At 48.7% G+C, this 18,257-nt stretch carries 16 protein-coding genes, 1 riboswitch and 1 other annotated feature; of the genes, 10 read left to right on the forward strand and 6 right to left on the reverse strand.

Features of this window, described 5'->3' with window-relative positions; all coding sequences use genetic code 11:
• Positions 1-24: 24 nt before the first annotated feature.
• The 3 genes from KNP03_RS08880 to KNP03_RS08890 all read right to left on the reverse strand — a co-directional run bounded on the left by KNP03_RS08880 (position 25) and on the right by KNP03_RS08890 (position 3,920).
• Positions 25-657, reverse strand: coding sequence for a YitT family protein (locus KNP03_RS08880; protein ID WP_214828420.1), 633 nt, complete (start codon positions 655-657; stop codon positions 25-27).
• A 247-nt stretch (positions 658-904) separates the two neighbouring features.
• Entirely contained in the window at positions 905-3,028 is a 2,124-nt protein-coding gene (locus KNP03_RS08885; RefSeq protein ID WP_214828422.1) for an MMPL family transporter, read from the reverse strand.
• Between the two features lie 91 nt (positions 3,029-3,119).
• A complete protein-coding gene (locus KNP03_RS08890; protein ID WP_214828424.1) occupies positions 3,120-3,920 on the reverse strand; it encodes a hypothetical protein in 801 nt (266 codons plus the stop codon).
• Positions 3,921-4,060: 140 nt separating this feature from the next.
• Here KNP03_RS08890 and KNP03_RS08895 point away from each other — a divergent pair, with 140 nt between their 5' ends.
• On the forward strand, positions 4,061-4,225 hold the full coding sequence (locus KNP03_RS08895) for a YycC family protein (protein ID WP_214828428.1): 165 nt from the start codon (positions 4,061-4,063) through the stop codon (positions 4,223-4,225).
• 23 nt (positions 4,226-4,248) lie between these two features.
• Here KNP03_RS08895 and pulA read toward each other — a convergent pair whose 3' ends face one another.
• Positions 4,249-6,237 carry a type I pullulanase gene (gene pulA, locus KNP03_RS08900; RefSeq protein ID WP_214828431.1) on the reverse strand — a complete coding sequence of 663 codons (1,989 nt, stop codon included), beginning with the start codon at positions 6,235-6,237 and terminating at the stop codon, positions 4,249-4,251.
• A 68-nt stretch (positions 6,238-6,305) separates the two neighbouring features.
• Here pulA and KNP03_RS08905 point away from each other — a divergent pair, with 68 nt between their 5' ends.
• The 3 genes from KNP03_RS08905 to KNP03_RS08915 are packed head-to-tail and all read left to right on the forward strand — an operon-like array spanning position 6,306 to position 7,934.
• On the forward strand, positions 6,306-6,797 hold the full coding sequence (locus KNP03_RS08905) for a YajQ family cyclic di-GMP-binding protein (protein WP_214828433.1): 492 nt from the start codon (positions 6,306-6,308) through the stop codon (positions 6,795-6,797).
• On the forward strand, positions 6,794-7,372 hold the full coding sequence (locus KNP03_RS08910) for a metallophosphoesterase family protein (RefSeq protein WP_214828435.1): 579 nt from the start codon (positions 6,794-6,796) through the stop codon (positions 7,370-7,372). Before KNP03_RS08905 ends, KNP03_RS08910 begins: the two co-directional genes overlap by 4 nt.
• A gap of 34 nt (positions 7,373-7,406) precedes the next feature.
• Positions 7,407-7,934, forward strand: coding sequence for a hypothetical protein (locus KNP03_RS08915; protein ID WP_214828437.1), 528 nt, complete (start codon positions 7,407-7,409; stop codon positions 7,932-7,934).
• Between the two features lie 50 nt (positions 7,935-7,984).
• Here the strand turns inward: KNP03_RS08915 and argS are convergent, their stop codons facing one another.
• Entirely contained in the window at positions 7,985-9,667 is a 1,683-nt protein-coding gene (gene argS, locus KNP03_RS08920; protein ID WP_214828439.1) for an arginine--tRNA ligase, read from the reverse strand.
• A 57-nt stretch (positions 9,668-9,724) separates the two neighbouring features.
• Positions 9,725-9,936, reverse strand: a binding site (T-box leader).
• A gap of 148 nt (positions 9,937-10,084) precedes the next feature.
• Between argS and KNP03_RS08925 the strand changes: the two genes are divergently transcribed.
• Both KNP03_RS08925 and KNP03_RS08930 read left to right on the forward strand, forming a co-directional pair.
• Entirely contained in the window at positions 10,085-11,764 is a 1,680-nt protein-coding gene (locus KNP03_RS08925) for a GGDEF domain-containing protein (protein ID WP_214828441.1), read from the forward strand.
• Positions 11,765-11,859: 95 nt separating this feature from the next.
• Positions 11,860-11,954, forward strand: a riboswitch (SAM riboswitch).
• A gap of 59 nt (positions 11,955-12,013) precedes the next feature.
• Positions 12,014-13,300 carry a Na+/H+ antiporter NhaC family protein gene (locus tag KNP03_RS08930; protein ID WP_476702723.1) on the forward strand — a complete coding sequence of 429 codons (1,287 nt, stop codon included), beginning with the start codon at positions 12,014-12,016 and terminating at the stop codon, positions 13,298-13,300.
• A 16-nt stretch (positions 13,301-13,316) separates the two neighbouring features.
• Here KNP03_RS08930 and KNP03_RS08935 read toward each other — a convergent pair whose 3' ends face one another.
• The gene (locus KNP03_RS08935; RefSeq protein WP_214828446.1) at positions 13,317-13,961 is read right to left on the reverse strand and encodes a TVP38/TMEM64 family protein; all 645 of its coding nucleotides are present in this window, start codon (positions 13,959-13,961) and stop codon (positions 13,317-13,319) included.
• 225 nt (positions 13,962-14,186) lie between these two features.
• On the opposite strand from KNP03_RS08935, the gene trhO reads away from it, so the two are divergent.
• From trhO to ald, 4 genes are all read left to right on the forward strand, one after another.
• Complete coding sequence (gene trhO, locus KNP03_RS08940) at positions 14,187-15,128, forward strand: oxygen-dependent tRNA uridine(34) hydroxylase TrhO (protein WP_214828448.1); 942 nt, start codon at positions 14,187-14,189, stop codon at positions 15,126-15,128.
• A gap of 133 nt (positions 15,129-15,261) precedes the next feature.
• Positions 15,262-15,675 carry a divergent PAP2 family protein gene (locus KNP03_RS08945; protein WP_214828450.1) on the forward strand — a complete coding sequence of 138 codons (414 nt, stop codon included), beginning with the start codon at positions 15,262-15,264 and terminating at the stop codon, positions 15,673-15,675.
• A 91-nt stretch (positions 15,676-15,766) separates the two neighbouring features.
• Positions 15,767-16,990 (forward strand): PucR family transcriptional regulator, encoded by a 1,224-nt coding sequence (locus KNP03_RS08950; RefSeq protein WP_214828452.1) that lies wholly within the window; start codon positions 15,767-15,769, stop codon positions 16,988-16,990.
• 132 nt (positions 16,991-17,122) lie between these two features.
• On the forward strand, positions 17,123-18,253 hold the full coding sequence (ald, locus tag KNP03_RS08955) for an alanine dehydrogenase (RefSeq protein WP_214828454.1): 1,131 nt from the start codon (positions 17,123-17,125) through the stop codon (positions 18,251-18,253).
• Positions 18,254-18,257: the final 4 nt, after the last annotated feature.

Raw genomic sequence — 18,257 nt, forward strand, 5'->3', positions numbered from 1 at the left:
GCTGTGACAATATAAAAAACGATCTCATGCGAGATCGTTTTTTGGTGTCCAATTTGGCATAACAGGTGTCGCTTCCGGCTCATCGACGACAAGCATCTTGGTGACGACACGTCCGGCGATTGACACCGCAACCAGCGTATAGAGCGCATTTGCTAGCGGCAAATAGATGAGTGAGACGCCTAAGACGACTACATCCAAGACGATTAAAATCGTTCCGACCGACATGCCTGTCCACTTTGACAAACCAAGGGCAAACAAGTCATCTCCGCCGGTCACCCCACCGGACTTCAAAACGAGTCCGAGTCCGTATCCCGTCACGATTCCACTTGCGACCGCAGCAAGAAGTGTCGCCGGCCAGACCTGGACATTGAATGTCAACCACTCGAGTCTCTCCCACATCGCATAACTGAGCGATAATGACGAAGCCGCAAGCAGTGCCTGCCCGACAAAACGCCATCCTTTCCACCAAAGTGCAATGATGAAAAATGGGAAATCGAGCAAGATCATCGAAAGTGCCGGGTCAAAATCAAATAAATAACGACCGAGCAACGCGAGTCCGACGAATCCCCCTTCTGCCAATCCAAACTGTTCATTCAAATAACAATAACCGAACGCCATAATCAGCGTTCCGAGCACTATGGTAGCAACTCGTTTCATTCCGATTGTCCTCCCCGTTCTTGACGGAGAGGAGGATCCTCAGTCGTAGCTGCGGTTCCATCTGTTCCATCTCCGATCTTCCGATTGTTGATTGATACACGTCATTGTGATCGCTCAACGCTAGAAGTCCGGAAGCTGGAACAGAGGCCATGTCCTCTCGGTATCCATAAAGACCTTCCTTTCTTAAATTGCGCGTAATCTTGTACGTAGTTTACCACAGAATTGATTCAGTATATGAATCATCTGTTTAATGCATGTTACGTTTCGGTAAATTCGTTTTTCCGAACCACCACCAGTTCCAATCCCCGAAGAGCTTCATTAAAGAAGGAACCAACAAGATGCGGATAATCGTCGCATCGATGAAGATGGCGAGCGCGATCCCGACACCGAGCTGCTTGATCGGGCTGACTCCGGTGAAGGCGAACGCTCCCGTGACGACAATCATAATGATGGCTGCCGACGTGATGATTTTACTCGTTTTGGCGAGACCCATCTCTGTCGCATAGTCATTGTCTCCTGTCTCCCGGTAGTATTCTTCGATACGCGACACGAGGAACACCTCGTAATCCATCGACAACCCGAAGACGAGAGAGAAGATGAACACCGGCGTCAAAATGCCAATCGTCTCTGCGTCATAGATATAACCCGATTCAAAGATCAGAACGAGTAAACCGAACGTGGCACCGAGTCCGAGCACGTTCATGATGATTGCTTTGATCGGAATCAAAATCGAGCGGAACGCCCACATGAGAATGAAGAGCGTTGCCAAGATGACGGTGACGACAGCAAAAGGAATACTATCGTAAATCTCTTCGTAGATTTCTTCGTTAAAGGCTGCAGGTCCTCCAATCTCAAAACCTTGGTCGCGCCAATCACGTACGAACGCCTGCGCTTGTTTGTCACTCGGTGGGACGTCGAAACTGACGTTGAGGAGAGCCAAATCCGTGTTCCCTTCGAGCGTGACGAAATGATTGAATTGCTCCAGCTGGTCCGGAGCAACTTGAAGCAACTGACGAAATTCTTCTGGCGTGAGGTTCGCCACTGTCAGGAATGTCGAGACATTGTTGACTATGGACTCTTCCTCCAGTTCAGCCGTCAAGTCCGTCAATTCCTCAAGAATCATCGGGTCCGTCAAATCGTTCGCTTCAAACAGGATGACGGCGTCCGTGGAGTTCTCGCCGAACAACTCATCCCAACGCTCAAGAGCTGCTCGAGATTCATAGGATGTCGGCAAGGCATCCGCGTCCGGAATGTTCAACTCCAAATCTCGCACAAACCAAAGACTTGGCAATAACAGCAGTAAGGCGAAAATCGTCATCATGACAGGACGTTTCATGACAAAGCGGGCAAGCTTTTGCCACCGTTCCTCTGAACGTCCCTCTTTTGATTTGATCAATCGTCCTTTATTCAGCGCATCTCCGACCAAGTAGAGAGAAGATGGTAAAAGTGTGAGCGCCGACAAGACGGCTCCCGCGACGGCAATCAACGCACCGAGGGCTACTGCCTGGAATACGTCCACTTGAATGAACAGCAATCCGGCCAATCCAACGAACACGCATAATCCGGAAAACAGGATGGAACGACCGGCTGTCGCGACAGTGCGGACAATCGCTTCTTCACGGCTTTGTTCTTTCGCCAGCTCTTCCCGGTATCGATTGACGAGCAATAGTGAAAAATCAATTCCTAATGCAATGGCAATCATCGCGACGGCATTCAACACGAAAATCGACAGCTCCATGTTTTGCGCAAAAAAGAATAATGCCCCGGCCGCCACAATAAAGGTAATTAATCCTACAAACAATGGCATCAGGGCCGCGAGCGGCGTCCCAAAGACAACTAGCAAGACGAGTAACGCAACCGGAATCCCGATCAATTCCGCACGAATCAGGTCATTTTTCGAAGCCTCATTCAAATCTTCCGCAAAGACCGGTTCACCGGTCAGTCTCACGTCTGTATCGGAATCTTGAATCAACGCTCCCCGGACTTCTTCAATCGATGCTTCTGCCGATTCATGATCATCAAACTCGAGTAAAAAGTAAGCCACATCGCCGGAACGTCCCTCCGGATTTTCCGCAGGGGTGATGACACCTTTTACGTCACGTATTTCTTCTAGTTTTTGACGTTGTTCTTCCATCACACCATCCAAATCACCGCCTTCAAACAGCACAATCATCGTTGCACCCGCCCGGTCAAAGCGCTCGTTCAATGTCTCTTCAACCGATTGAAACCGGCCATCTTGAATGGCGAACCCATTTCCTTTCAACTCCCCAGGCAATTGCAGCCCAAAATAGACCGCCCCAGCAAGTAAGAGTGCCCACACAAGCAACACCCCATATCGCCAACGCACTAACTGCCTTCCAATCCACTCCATACCTTCACTCCTCCCTGTCTATCAAGACTGTTCCCGTTTCCTGTTTAAATCATCATCGATTCATAAAAAAATCCTGAACCGATCGATTGGTTCAGGAACGGGGGCGTTCAAATACTTGTAACCAGCTATGACAAAATCGCGGTGGCGCCGATAACACAACGAGGCGGTCTCCACGTTCATCCAATAGCATCACTTTCAACAACTGATAATCTGCGCAAACATCTGAACAAAAGATTTCCTGGTCCCGTTTGAACAGTTGAAACGAATTGGTCGAGGCGACAGCTGTCGTTTCCCCGATTTGATCCAGGATGACCGTATCCCGGTCGCCTGTGAACGGGATGGTCCAGCGTTCATTCGATTCTACGTTTTCGACTCGGAAACAAGCCTGTTCCGCATCATAAAGCGTGACGTACGCCTGTGGGGTAAATCGTTCAAAGTCATACGTTCGCTGATAAGCACGTTCGATGACTTCTCCGAAGCGCGGAACCTCCTCGTACCGACTATACCGAAACGTATGGTCCGCCACATTTAACGCCACGACATCTGATTCTGCAGAATAAAGAAAAAGGTCATCCTCTTGCCAATCATATAAATTGCTGAACCAGTCCTCGCTAAAGTGACTCGGAATCGCATGTGTTTCCATTTGTCCGTCCTTCAAATCGATTAACCCGTATAATTGTTTGTCTCGAAACCAGGCAACGGCACGTTGACAGCCCGGGTCGATGTATAGCGCACACGGAGCAAAGGCCCAATCCAGCTCCCAGCGAATTTGAGCCGATTCGTCAAATAACAGGAATCCTGTTTGCGCCAAATATAAGATCCATCCCTCACCAACACGTTCTAACCATTCGATTGTCTGATGAAATTGATAGTCTGCGAATTGTTTGTACATTTGATCACTTCCTACTTTCAGCTTAGCAACGGGGAACGACATTTTCGATTTTGAATGTGTTCAAGCAACACATTCTCCCCCGCTCTCCTTTTCCTGTATACTGACGGTAACGATAGTGAATAAAAGAAAGGAGAATGACCATGCGGCCCTTACAATTGTCACCGGAGACAGCTGTTGAGCTCTCTAAACAGTTAAACGTCCCACTCGAGGAATTGATGCATATGCCAAAACATATTCTCGTTCAAAAAATGATGCAACTTGAGGCATCAAAAACAGCAGAAGAAACAAAAAAGGAGACGGAATAAAAACGTCTCCTTTTGATTTGCCGTTACTTGCGTTTCCGTTTTTTCGCCACGTACCAGAGACCGAGGACAGCGAGCGCTGCACCTCCGGCTACCGCATATTTGCTGTAGTCCGGTCGACGTTCCGTCACAACAAAGGTCGAAAGTGGCGCAATGGTCACATGACGATCTTCGATCAGACGCGGCGCCGTCAAGTTCACTGCATGATCCTCGACGTTTACCTCAAACTTACCGGACGGGAGCTTCACATCCACCGCTTCTTCGAGCGCATTATGGTAGACAACATGTCGTTCCACATACCCTTCAACGTGACGGCTTAGTTCGAACGCAATCACGCCCTCTTCTTCGTCGAAGAAACGTAAGTGTTTACGAATCTGCTCCGTGTTCTCCAAACGGAACAACGGATACTGCTTCCGGAGACGAAGCAATCCTTTTACGTACTCCACACTTGGTGCTTCCTGTTCGGCACGGGTCCAATCCACACGGTTGACGACCTCGCCCGAATTGAAACTGTTCTCATCACCGTCTTTTGTCCGGAAAAATTCCTGTCCGCTATGCAGGAACGGAATCCCTTGGCTGAGCAATACAATCGAGGTTGCCAAACGATGACGACGGCGACGCGTCGATTCATCATCTTCCGGATTCGTGATCATCAATTTGTCCCAAAGCGTCAGGTTATCGTGACACTCTACATAGTTCACCACCTGGTTCGGTTCATCCGCAAAGCTTTGACTCGTGATTCCGCCAGCAATCCCCCGCTTCACGTCAGCCGTCATATCCGTATTACCGCTGATCCACCCTGGCAAATCTTCGATGAAGACATCTCCGCGAACACCGTCACGAATCGCATCATTGAACTGCGCAATCCGCGGCATTTTATGCGCATTATGCTGGTTCGCTTTTTTACGGACAGCGAGTGGCGTGTCTAAATCCCAACCTTCGCCGATAACGAGAATCGACGGATCGATGCGATCAAGTGCTTTTCGCACCTGATTCATCGTTTTGACGTCATGCAGCCCCATCAAATCAAACCGGAACCCATCAATCATGAATTCCTCCGCCCAATACGTGACACATTCAACGATCAATTTGCGCATCATCGCCCGTTCCGAAGCCGTGTCATTACCGCACGCCGAACCGTCGGCCAGCGTGCCGTCCTCGTTCAGGCGGTAATAATAGTCCGGTACAAATTGCCCGAGCGGTGTTGTCAACGCATCGTACGTATGATTAAACACAACATCCATGATGACACGAATGCCACGGTCATGGAGCGCTTGGATCAAGGCTTTTAACTCGACGATTCGACTGGCAGGATCGTCGGCAGATGAGGCATATGACCCTTCAACGGCGAAGTAGTTCACCGGGTCGTAACCCCAGTTGTAGTTGTCTTCACTCTCACGAGATTCATTGACCGACCCGTAATCAAAGATCGGCATCAACTGAAGATGCGTGATTCCTAGCGATGTGATGTAATCGAGACCGGTCGGGTAACCGTTTGACGTCGTCGTCCCGACTTCCGTCATCCCTAAAAACTTCCCGCGATGTGTGACACCACTTTCCGGATGACTCGTCAAGTCACGGACATGCGCCTCATAAATAACCGCTTCCTGCGAAGAATCGAATAACGGACGCTCTTTTATCCAATAGTCCGGATTGAGTGAAGATGGATCGAGAAGGCAACCCCGTTTTCCGTTCACACCAACCACTTTTGCATAAGGGTCGAGCGACTCAACGCGTTTCCCTTCAATAACCGCTTCAAACAGATAAAATTGTCCTTCGAACAATGTCCGGTCCAGTTCGATGACCCATGTCCCTTTTTCATCCTGTTCTAACTCAAATCGCTCAAACTTACGGGCACGAGCCGTCCGGTAAAGTTTGACCGCCATTTGTTCAGCCACAGGAGACCAGACGCGTAGTCGAATGAGCTCCCCATGAAACGTCACCCCAAGGTCTTTTCCGTGATAGGCAACGTGATCTAAATGCGCTTGCGTGTGTTGATCAATTGTACGTTCCATCTCTTCACTCCTTCACTGCTTCAAATCTGCTATCATTATAACAAAACCACACAAAGGATGGATGAAACATGGCAAAAGACAATTCTTTTGATATTGTGTCAGAAATGAATCTTGAAGAAGTGAAGAACGCGATCCAAATCGCAGAGAAAGAGATTTTAAACCGTTACGACTTTAAAGGATCAAAAAGTGAGATGTCGCTCGACAATGGTGACCTCGTCCTCATTTCGGATGACGACTATAAACTTGAGCAATTGAAAGACGTTTTGATCACAAAGCTCATCAAGCGCGGCGTCCCAACAAAAAACCTCGACTATCAAAAAGTGGAGGGCGCCCTCGGCGGTACCGTTCGTCAACGCGTGAAATTAAAGAGCGGAATCGATAAAGATGACGCGAAAAAAATTAACAATGCAATCAAAGAATCAAAATTGAAAGTGAAATCGCAAATTCAGGACGACCAGGTCCGTGTCACAGGGAAATCACGTGACGATTTGCAAGCGGTCATGCAAATGGTCCGTGAGCTTGAGCTGTCCGTTGACGCCCAATTCACAAACTTCCGATGAAACTCGCGATTATCAGTGACCCGCACGGTTCCTTTGATGATTTAAAAGCAGTCCTTGACGCCGTTCGCCATGAGACCGAGCACATTTTGTGTCTCGGCGACTTGTACGAATGCCACATCGGAAAGAAACGACGGCACGAACGGTTTCACCATGTGGAAGACGTCGTCACGTATGACCCGAACTACGAGGCGCTGTTGACCTTCCCTAGTCTGCGTGGAAATCAGGAGGAGCGAATCGATGAAGTACTCGTCATCGACCATCCTGTGAAGACACGGATTTCCTTGTTACCCGAACAGACGACTCTTGGGGAGGCACGATTTTTACACGGTCATCAAGTAAAGTGGAACGAAGACTGGGAACCGATCATTGAAAAAGGGAAATACCCGCTCATCTTTATCGGACACAGCCACATCCCTGCGATTTATCGAAAAGGAAACTCGATTCCGTGGGAAATTGGCACACCGTTCAAATTGAAAAAGAAACGCTACATCATCAATGTCGGTGCGGTCATCTTCGATCGGGAATGGTGTTTATATGACACCGAAGCCCGAACGGTGACACGGATGAAGGTGTGAAGTAGTATTCGCAATCAAAATTCAGGAGACTCTCATGAAAAAAGTCATGTATTTGATCGCAGGGGGCCTTATTGTTGTTTCCTTCGGATGGTGGGGGTGGGTCATGACAAACGATCCCACTCCGAGTAAGTCGGAAGTTCAAAACCTTGTCCGTCATTTTGCTCTAGAAGAGTTTGGTGATGTAGAAGGGGATTATTTTGAATCACCCAAAAACTACGCGTATTTCACCGATGATCATCTTTATGTGGTCGATCGGCTCGAGAATCCGATTCAGTCTTATGTCGTCATCGACCGCGGTAAACCCATTTCACTTCTTGCGCAAGATGAAGTACAACGAATACTTGACGAGTATGCGACGGTAGCCCAAGAAGACATAGAAGTCACAACGACGCACCAGGTAACCGTATTTGTAGCTGGGTCTCCACCTTACACGGAACAGCTGATTAAAGTAATCGTCCCATATGATGATGAAAAACATTTGTTGTTCATGTCGCCCGATCAGATGGATCGTCCTCGACTCAATTTCTTCACAGGCGGCTATGAAATGTTCTCTGACTTTTAAAGTTGCCAAATCAAAAGGACCTCAACGAATGAGGTCCTTTTTTGTATAGCTTACATTTCTTCCGGTGCTTGAACTCCGATCAAACGAAGTCCTTCCGTTAAGACGATCGTCACCGCTTTAACAAGCGCGAGACGGGATTGTTTGCCTTCATTTTCTTCAAGGACACGGACATGTCCGTAGTACTTGTTGAACGCTTGCGCGAGGTCGAGCACGTAACGGCTGATGATCGATGGCTCACGACGCTCGTGTGCACGTGTGATGACGTGCGGGAATGCGTTGAGCATCGTCACGACACCCCATGAATAGTCATCGTCTGCACCAGCGAATGTCGACCCATCATAATTCCCTTTACGAAGAAGGGAGTTCGCACGGGCATTCGTGTACTGGACATACGGTCCTGTCTCCCCTTCGAACTTGAGCATGCTGTCGAGGTCGAATTCGATGTTGTTGATGCGCTCGTTTTTCAAGTCGTGGAAGACGACGGCTCCAACACCGACCATACGTGCCACGTCTTCGGCATTGGCGAGATCCGGGTTCTTCTGCGCGATGTTGCCTTGTGCTTTCTCGATCGCTTCTTTCAATACTTCCTCGAGGAGGACGATACGACCTTTACGTGTCGACATCTTCTTCCCTTCCTGCAAGATCAAGCCGAACGGCACGTGGTGCATGCCATCGACGAAGTCATAACCAAGCTTACGAAGGACCGAGAACAATTGTTTGAAGTGAAGCGCCTGCTCGCCACCGACGACGTAATTGGCCTGCACGAAGTTGTACGTCTCATAGCGATACACTGCCGCTGCCAAGTCACGCGTCGCATAAAGCGTCGCACCATCTTTTTTCTTGATGAGGCATGGTGGCAAGTTCTCATCTTCGAGTGAAACGACCATCGCGCCTTCACTTTCGACAAGCAGATTCTTCTCTTCCAACATCTCGACGATGCGAGACATCTTGTCGTTGTAGAATGCTTCGCCGTTGTAGCTCTCAAATTTCACACCGAGGAGGTCATATACTTTTTGGAACTCTTTCAGTGACTCGTCACGGAACCATTGCCATAGCTCTGTCGCTTCCGCGTCGCCGTCTTCAAGTTTCTTGAACCAGGCACGGCCTTCATCTTCAAGCTCCGGCTGTGTCTTCGCCTCTTCGTGGAAATGGACGTATAATTTCAAGAGTTCTGCGATTGGGTTAGCACGGACTGCTTCCTCATCGCCCCACTTCTTGTAAGCCACCATCAATTTTCCAAACTGTGTACCCCAGTCACCGAGGTGGTTGACGCCGACGACGTCATATCCGTTTTTACGCGCGATTTGGTTGATGGCATTTCCGATCACGGTCGAACGGAGGTGTCCCATCGAGAACGGCTTGGCGATGTTCGGTGACGAGAAGTCCGTCACGATTGTCTCGTTGCGTGCTTCGTGTGTCGCGTAGTTCGACTTTTCTTCCAATACGGTATTGATGATTTCTTGAGAAACGACGTCACGACTTAAGAAGACGTTGACGTACGGTCCCGCCGCTTCGACTTTTGTAAATAAGTCGTCGTTCAATTCATTCGCAATGTCCGTGGCAATCATGACCGGCGCTTTGCGATATGCTTTTGCCAATTGGAAGCACGGGAATGCGAGGTCTCCATGTGCCTCATGTTTCGGCTTCTCAATCAACGCCTCAAGTTGGTCAATTGTGAGCTCTTCTCCAATGACACGTGACAACGCTTCTGCATACTTGCGTTCATAACTCATCTGTATTTCCTCCTTGTCCTGAATCAACTCATAAAAAAAACGCCCTTTGCACAGATGCAAAGAGACGGGAATTCCCGCGGTACCACTCTTCTTGCCTGCATGATGCAGACCGCTTTTTGGTGATAACGGTTCCCTCCGGCTACGCCTACTCTCATTTCGGATAGCATCTCAAAAGTGCGTTTCGCGATGTTTGTCAGCCTAGGCTCTCACCAATCCCCAGGTCGCTTTATTGACCAATTCATCGTTACTCTCTTTTTCATCGACGTTCGTCTATGTGGTTGAAAAGCAATTTCATTATAGAGGATATTTCTTATAGACTCAATGCTAGAATTCCTCCATTATGGGGAATAGGCAGGACTCACGCGAAATCGTGCCGAATCCTTACATATTGAAATTTCCCACGCTAGGAGGGAACGTATGACCCATTTCCGTAAAATGTCCGTCCTCGGTTGGAGTATATGGAGTATCTTGTTCATTTTGACAATCGGTCTGTTCATCACCGGCGTCTTGCATATCCCGACGCTCGACCCGTTGTCGCTCATCTTGATTTCACTCCTTGTCATTATCTTTCAACTCGATTCGATTGAGTTAAAAGGAGTCTATTTCACCTTCTCCGAAAGTATCGTGTTGATTTTATTTTTATTTTTCGATTTCGAGACGGCCTTGATCGTGAACCAAATCGGATTGCTCGTCTTTCAATTTGCCAACTTGACGCCGAAAGTGGCACTCCGGCGTTTCCGTTTCACCTATCCATGGAATGCGATTACCGCCTTTTTGGAAATCACGATTCCTGCTGTCGTCTATCTTGCTTTAGGAGGTGAGACGGGTCTCGACTTTTATTCACAGGACTCGTTCATCCCGTTACTCGGGCTCTTCATTGCGATTGTATTGAACACGGTCGTTCAAAAGTATCAAGTGAAGTGGTGGTTCCGCGTCGACATCTCCCTTCGCGACTTTTTAAGCATCGCGTTTTACACGTATATCGTCAGTCTCTTCTTTATACTCGCCGCCTCGTTCTTCCGCGAGACCAACTTGCTCGTCGTCAGCAGTATCGCGGCTGCATTAACGTTCTTCATCAAACGCCTGCTTATTCAAAAAGGACGACAGGATGCCTATAAATCCTTGATTGAACAATATGATGAAGCGAAGGAAGCGGTCTCGCTCTCACAAAGTGAAGCACAGGCCATCGAGGTGTTTTTAAGTCAATGTGAACAACTTAATCATTTCGATGAAGGCTACGTCGAATTCAAACTGTTCGAACGAACGCTGTATTTCGATTTAACATCCCGGCAACCGATTGAGCGCCCGCCCGTCTTCCGATTGTTAGAAATGACGCATCCGCTCGAACCTGTCCTGGAGTATGAAATGCGTTTTGAATGGGACATGCTTCTATCGGACGAATTTCACGACGATTACCACAGTTTCCTATCCATTCGCTCTGAGGAACACGACGGCATTCGCACATGGATCGTCATGACAGGTGAACAGGTTTACGGCTATCCCCGTGTCATTCAACAGGAAATCATTAAATTGTTGAAGTCATTTAATCGGACGATTAGCCGTTGCCATGAACGCGATCGCTTGTATACAGAAAGTCGGACCGACAGCCTCACTTTATTGGCAAATGCCCGCGCTTTTTATGAATACGGCATTCAACAAATATCAGATGTTTCGATGTATCCGATTTCGGTCGCCATGCTCGACATCGATTTCTTCAAAAAAATCAACGACACACATGGTCACCAAGTCGGCGACCAGGTTTTACAGGAGTTCGGCCGCCGCATCCGTCAAGTGTTGCGAACAGATGACTTTGCCGCAAGGTACGGCGGAGAAGAGTTTATCTTACTACTGAATCATTGCGACGTGCATCAGGCGATTGAAGTCGCGGAACGGATCCGGCATCAAATCGAAGCGAAGGCGTTTCAAGTGGATGACCTCAACATTCCGGTCACGGCCTCGATTGGCGTCGATACGATTCAGTCATTCGGAAGTAAACGTCTGGATGACACGATCCGAAACGCAGACCGCGCCCTTTATGTCGGCGGAAAATATGCCGGTCGCAACCGTGTCGCCCATTTCGATCATTTAACGACATGACTCCCGATTCCTTGATGGATTGGGAGTTTTTATATTGACAAGCTGATTTGAAACAGGTACGTTAGGGAACGTGTTTGATAACGATATACGACGACTTTTTATCTAGAGAGACGGAGGGACTGGCCCGATGAAGTCTCGGCAGCGGGGAACCTGTGCCAAATCCAGCGGACAGATGTCCGAAAGATGAAAAGGGCGATTCATGTGAAGGGCCTTTTTCAAAAAGGTCCTTTTATTTTTAGAGAGGTGATTATGTTGGAACAACCAAAAGCAAACAAATGGGCACTCTTGCCGTTATTCGTCTTCTTACTCTTCTTCATCGGCGCAGGTGTCTATTACGGGGACTTTTATAAATTCCCTGTACTTGTCGCAGCCATCATCGCATTGATTGTCGCGGCACTCATGACAAAAGGCAGTGCCACACAAACGGTTGAGCGCATCGCTCAAGGGGCCGGTAACCCGGGAATTCTCATCATGCTGTTTATTTTCTTACTAGCCGGCGCATTTTCAAACGTAGCCGAGGCGATTGGGGCCATTGATGCGACGGTTAACGCCGCATTGACGTTACTCCCTCCTTCGCTACTACTGAGCGGACTCTTCGTCATCGCCGCTTTTATCTCAATGGCAATGGGAACATCAACCGGAACCATCGCGGCACTTGCGCCGATTGCCCTCGGGATCCATGAAGAGAGCGGCGTCAATGTCGCGGTCGCCGCAGCTGCCGTCGTCGGAGGCGCCATGTTCGGAGATAACTTATCGTTCATCTCGGATACAACGATTGCGGCCGTTCGAACACAACGGACGAACATGCGCGATAAGTTCCGGACGAACTTCTGGATCGTTCTTCCGGCTGCCGTGATTACGACAATCTTGCTCGCTGTTCTCTCGAGTGGAGAGTCTACCGTCGATGTCGCCGCATTCGAGTGGTATAAATTAATTCCCTATCTTGCTGTTATCGGATTGGCATTGACCGGTTTAAATGTCATTATCGTTCTTCTTGGCGGCATCACGCTCACAGGAATCATCGGACTCCTCGACGGAAGCTTATCCGTCACAGCATTCGTGACTGCTATCGCTGATGGGATGATTGGCATGGCCGAAATCTCATTCTTGACGTTACTCATGGGCGGACTCGTTGGGCTGATTTCCCACAACGGTGGACTTACGTATTTACGTGATGCCTTGACGTCACGGATTCAAAAACGTGCCGGTGCCGAGTGGAGTATCGCTGGTCTTGTCAGTGCGACGAACGTCGCAACGGCGAACAACACGATTTCGATTCTCGTAGCCGGACCGCTTGCCGCGAACATTGCGGACGAATATGACATCGAACGGAGAAAATCAGCAAGCGTACTCGATATCTTCTCATGTGGTGTTCAAGGGATTCTCCCATACGGGGCACAACTCCTCATCGCCGCAGAGTTAACGAAGACCGCATCGCCGGACCTCGTTCCGTTCATGTTCTATCCGTTCTTGTTATTCGTATTCGGTGGCTTAGCCATTTTGTTCAACTTCCCGCGCTTCAAAAAACAATCGTAACCAAAAACACCCCTTCTCATAGGGGTGTTTGACGTTTATCCGTCAATTCATGTTTAAGCTGTTCATTCCGTTTCCTGAAGGCACGTCGTTTGAGTATCTCCTCAAGACCTCGACTTATGGCCCAGAGTGCAACCAATAATAAACCGAGCATCGATAATCGCAGTGGACTCTGAATAAATTCTTCCCACTGATCGCCGATCACCGAGAAAATTAAAACGACAAGCAGTTTCCCGAATCCCGCAGCCATGATGAAGGTACGAAGAGGCATCTGGATAAGCGCCAGTAAATACGTGATCAGACTGACCGGAATAAACGGGAGCGAGTACAGAAAACCAAGTGAAATCGGACTCATGTGATTGATGCGTTCTAACCAGTAGACAGCTGCTTTGTGTTTTTCAAGCCAACGGGTCATTGGTTTGCGGAACACATATCGAACTGCGGCAAAGACAACGATTGTCCCGAGCAAGTTGCCAATCCAGGACAAAAGTACACCAAGTAAAAATCCATATGTCGCCGCGTTCGCAGAGATAATTAAAACGAGCGGTAAAAATGGGAAAATCGCTTCTAAAAAAGGGGCGCCAAGTCCGGCCCAAGGACCTCCAGGCAAGCTTTGAAGCCAGTCAATCAATTGAAGAATATATTGCTGAAGTGTATTGAGCATAGTCGTTCCACCTTCAACTTTCGTTACTACTCTACTACCCCAATTCGGCTTGTCGGACGCATCTACCTGCATCCTTCAAAAAAAATTAAAAACCATTTGCGAAATTTCGTTGTGATATTTATCATATAATAATGGGCTTGTGGTTGCAGGCAAGCTCATTCGTCGAACGACACAACCCAACGTTCGTTTTCCTGCAAAAAACTGAACACAGGGGAGTAACAAAACATGGAAACAAAACCAATGCGGGTCTTACTTTACTACAAGTATGTCAACATCGAAGACCCAGAAACACTCACGCAAGAACACCTCAAGTATTGTAAAGAGCTCGGGCTCAAAGGACGGATCCTAATTTCTTCAGAAGGAATCAACGGAACATGTTCGGGTACTTGGGAACAAACAGAGCAGTATATGAATGATTTGAAGGCAGACCCACGCTTCAGCGACATCGAATTCAAAATCGATGAAGTGGAAGAACATGCGTTCAAGAAAATGTTTGTCCGTCACAAGAAAGAGCTCGTGACGTGGCGCTTTGATGGCGAGTTTGATGTGCCGAAACAACACGGTGCATACCTCGAACCAGCAGAATGGAAAGAGATGATGAATCGTGATGATGTCGTCATCCTCGACGTTCGTAACAACTACGAATACGAACTTGGTCACTTTAAAAACGCGATCAAAATCGATGTAGAGGCTTCACGTTACATGCCGGAATGGCTCGAAGAGAACAAGGACCTCTACGAAGGGAAAACACTTCTCACGTACTGTACCGGTGGCGTCCGTTGCGAGAAATTTACAGCATATATGCGTGACCAAGGTCACGACAACATCTTCCACTTAAAAGGTGGCGTCGCAATGTATGGAAAAGACGAAGCGACGAAAGGTGAAAACTGGGATGGTGAGCTATACGTCTTTGACGAGCGCATCAACGTTCCTGTTAACACCGTGAACCCGACTGTTGTTTCACAATGCATGCACTGTGGAACCGAGACGGTTCGTTACGTTAATTGTGCAAACCCGGAGTGTAATGTACAGCATTTCTGTTGTGAAGAGTGTGAGCCGAAACAAATGCGTTCATGCTCGAAGGAGTGTCAAGAACACCCACGCAACCGTTATATCATCGACAACATTGCAGAGAAACTTCAGGAAACTGAAGGAGTAGTCGGGTAACAAAAATCGACCGGAAGGTGCCATGAACTGATTGTTCATGGCACCTTTTCTTGATGAAAACTTAACGTCTAGCGCTACGGGGAATGGGGTATAGTGAAGGTACATGTCAGACAGGAAGTGAGTGAATTGATCCATGTTTAACGAACCCTTACTTGCCGCCATACTCGCCTGGTTCATCGCCCAGGCCGCCAAGCTTGTGACCGAACTCATTAAAACGCGAGATTTTGAACTTGAAATCATGCTCGCCTCAGGTGGGATGCCAAGCTCCCACTCCTCGACAGTCGTTGCCCTTGCCACTGCAATCGGTCGAGCCGAAGGAATTGATTCCAGCTTATTCGCTCTCGCCGTCGTCTTTGCGACGATTGTCATGTATGATGCGACGGGAGTCCGCCAAGCAGTCGGATTCCAGGCACGGCTGTTAAATGACTATTTCAAAGGAATTAAGCATGAGACACCGCTATTGAACGAACTCGTCGGGCATACCCCTTTCCAAGTCATCGTCGGGGCGCTCCTGGGACTCGTCATCGGTCTCTTTTTCCCTCTCTAACCCGCATAGGTATGTCATTCCTCACTCTCCCACCATCTTTTTGTGAAGTTTCACAAAGAAGAAGGTATACTCATGGAGAGGAGGAATCGACATGCCTTTTTTGCAGAAATCATATGAGTCGCTGGACACGCTCGCAGAAGCAATCGGTCAAGCGATTCGCGCCCCGATCACGATTGAAAATCGCCACCACCAGCTCCTTGCCTACAGTACCCATCCCGACTCGACCGATCCGGCCCGTATTGCGACCATCATTGGTCGACGCGTCCCCGAGACGGTCATTGAAGACTTGTGGGAGAGCGGTATTTTACAGGAAGTGATCGACCACGATGAACCGGTCGTCATTCCGGCTCGACTTGCGGTCGGACTTGGAGAGCGTGCTGCCATCGTGATCAAGCAGAACGAAGATGTACTCGGTTATATCTGGAGCCTTGCCCGGACGACACCTTTTTCAGAACAGGAGTTGACCGTTCTTCAAGAAGGCGCGAGCATCGCCAAAAAACTGCTCATGACCATCGCCATGCACGAACGTCGAATCAATGCTGAACTCGAACGATTCCTGTTGGATGTCCTGGCCTCGCCAACGCTAACAGACGCCAATCGAGAACGGTTAAACGAATTGGCGCCGATTGCCGTCGCCAGTCGATTGACGGTGATTGAGTGCCAACAACCCATCACACCGCAACTCGCCGAGCGCCTGCATTATGTGCTCGCTACACAAGAAGCCATCGAGATTGTCTTGCATGCAATCGACGGTCAACAACTTCTCGTTTGGCACTATATGAAAGCGGATTTGTCGGACGAAGAGACAGAACTTCTATCCTGGGCAGAGCGTTTTGAACAGCTACTTCAGGATAAGTTCGTCGACTCCGCCCCGTATCTCGGAATTAGCCGGCGCTTTTTTGAGAGTGACATGCTATACGCAGCAGCCGAGGAGGCAAAACGCGTGACCACCCTCCGGAAAAAGTTCCCGCTCGAACTCGTTCACGCCCGGGCGTTTGAGCAGATTGGGATTTATCAACTCGTTCCGGAACTCGCCCGCCGTATCGGATTACGTTTAGAGACGCATCCGACGGTTGAACGGATACAAAATTATGACCTTTCCCACCACACTGAATTGCTGACGACGCTCGAGTGGTACTTCTATTTCGATGGAAATGTAAAACGAGTCGCTTCACACCTGCATATTCACCCGAATACGGTCCTTTATCGTATCCGACGCATCGAAGAATTGACGAATATTACCCAGGTATCTTTACCGGAACGGGCTATGATTTACTTGGCCATTAAAGCCGGTCAATACCGATTACATGACTAGACGCTCACTTTGTGTTTTTTCACAAAGTGAGCGTCTTCATTTTTAGAATCCATGCTAAAGACAGCGTTTTCGAATGGGTCTATACTATGGGTGTGAACAATTTGTGTCAACGGAATGAAAGGGGAATGTTCCATGAAAATCGGGGTATTAAAAGAGATTAAAAACAATGAAAATCGGGTCGCCTTGACACCGATGGGTGCTTCTGTCCTTACTGAACTCGGTCACGAGGTCCTCGTCGAAACAGACGCAGGGATGGGTAGTGGGTTTACAAATATGGAGTATATCGATGCGGGCGCAACGATGATCGACTCGGCAAAAGAAGTTTGGGGAACAGTTGAGCTTGCATTGAAGGTAAAAGAACCGCAACCGTCTGAATATCAATACTTCCGTCGTGACTTGACGCTTTTCACTTACCTGCACCTCGCGGCTGAACCGGAGCTGACAAAAGCTTTAGTCGACTCAGGTATGACTGCAATCGCCTACGAAACAGTTGAAGTAGACCGAACATTGCCACTCTTGACACCAATGAGTGAAGTGGCTGGACGAATGGCTGCACAAATCGGTGCTCAAATCCTTGAGAAACCGCACGGTGGAAAAGGCATCCTCATGTCTGGTTTACCAGGTGTGCCACGTGCGAACGTAACCGTCATCGGTGGTGGCGTGGTCGGAATGAACGCTGCACGAATCGCCATCGGTCTAGGGGCGAATGTCACGCTCATGGATATCAGTCCGGCGCGCCTTCGTCAAATCGACGATCAGTTCGGAAATACGATTCACACGCTGATCTCGAATAAATACAACATCGCGAAACAAGTCGCTGAAAGTGACCTCGTCATCGGGGCTGTCCTCATTCCAGGGGCGAAAGCACCGAAACTCGTGACAAAAGAGATGGTTCAACGCATGTCGCCAGGCTCTGTCATTGTGGATGTCGCCATCGACCAAGGCGGTATTTGTGAGACGATTGACCACATCACGACACATGACGCACCTACGTATGAGCGTTACGGCGTTCAACACTATGCCGTCGCGAACATGCCTGGGGCGGTACCTCGCACATCCACGATGGGCCTAACGAACGCAACGATGCCATATATCGTGGAATGTGCTCAAAAAGGCGTCTTCACAGCACTCCGCGAAAACGAGGCCCTCTTAAAAGGATTGAACGTGATCGATGGAACGGTCACATACGAAGCGGTCGCACGCGATTTGGATTATCCATTCGTTCCTGCCGCTGAGGCCGTCACGAAACAACTTCAAATGTAAGCAT

This window comes from Exiguobacterium algae (assembly GCF_018617875.1).
GTDB classification, from domain to species: domain Bacteria; phylum Bacillota; class Bacilli; order Exiguobacteriales; family Exiguobacteriaceae; genus Exiguobacterium; species Exiguobacterium algae.

Bases quoted from the DNA above. Each gene is read 5' to 3' on its own strand.
- KNP03_RS08880 (WP_214828420.1), bottom strand. From the start codon at position 657: ATGAAACGAGTTGCTACCATAGTGCTCGGAACGCTGATTATGGCGTTC.
- KNP03_RS08885 (WP_214828422.1), bottom strand. From the start codon at position 3,028: ATGGAGTGGATTGGAAGGCAGTTAGTGCGTTGGCGATATGGGGTGTTG.
- KNP03_RS08890 (WP_214828424.1), bottom strand. From the start codon at position 3,920: ATGTACAAACAATTCGCAGACTATCAATTTCATCAGACAATCGAATGG.
- KNP03_RS08895 (WP_214828428.1), top strand. From the start codon at position 4,061: ATGCGGCCCTTACAATTGTCACCGGAGACAGCTGTTGAGCTCTCTAAA.
- pulA (WP_214828431.1), bottom strand. From the start codon at position 6,237: ATGGAACGTACAATTGATCAACACACGCAAGCGCATTTAGATCACGTT.
- KNP03_RS08905 (WP_214828433.1), top strand. From the start codon at position 6,306: ATGGCAAAAGACAATTCTTTTGATATTGTGTCAGAAATGAATCTTGAA.
- KNP03_RS08910 (WP_214828435.1), top strand. From the start codon at position 6,794: ATGAAACTCGCGATTATCAGTGACCCGCACGGTTCCTTTGATGATTTA.
- KNP03_RS08915 (WP_214828437.1), top strand. From the start codon at position 7,407: ATGAAAAAAGTCATGTATTTGATCGCAGGGGGCCTTATTGTTGTTTCC.
- argS (WP_214828439.1), bottom strand. From the start codon at position 9,667: ATGAGTTATGAACGCAAGTATGCAGAAGCGTTGTCACGTGTCATTGGA.
- KNP03_RS08925 (WP_214828441.1), top strand. From the start codon at position 10,085: ATGACCCATTTCCGTAAAATGTCCGTCCTCGGTTGGAGTATATGGAGT.
- KNP03_RS08930 (WP_476702723.1), top strand. From the start codon at position 12,014: ATGTTGGAACAACCAAAAGCAAACAAATGGGCACTCTTGCCGTTATTC.
- KNP03_RS08935 (WP_214828446.1), bottom strand. From the start codon at position 13,961: ATGCTCAATACACTTCAGCAATATATTCTTCAATTGATTGACTGGCTT.
- trhO (WP_214828448.1), top strand. From the start codon at position 14,187: ATGGAAACAAAACCAATGCGGGTCTTACTTTACTACAAGTATGTCAAC.
- KNP03_RS08945 (WP_214828450.1), top strand. From the start codon at position 15,262: ATGTTTAACGAACCCTTACTTGCCGCCATACTCGCCTGGTTCATCGCC.
- KNP03_RS08950 (WP_214828452.1), top strand. From the start codon at position 15,767: ATGCCTTTTTTGCAGAAATCATATGAGTCGCTGGACACGCTCGCAGAA.
- ald (WP_214828454.1), top strand. From the start codon at position 17,123: ATGAAAATCGGGGTATTAAAAGAGATTAAAAACAATGAAAATCGGGTC.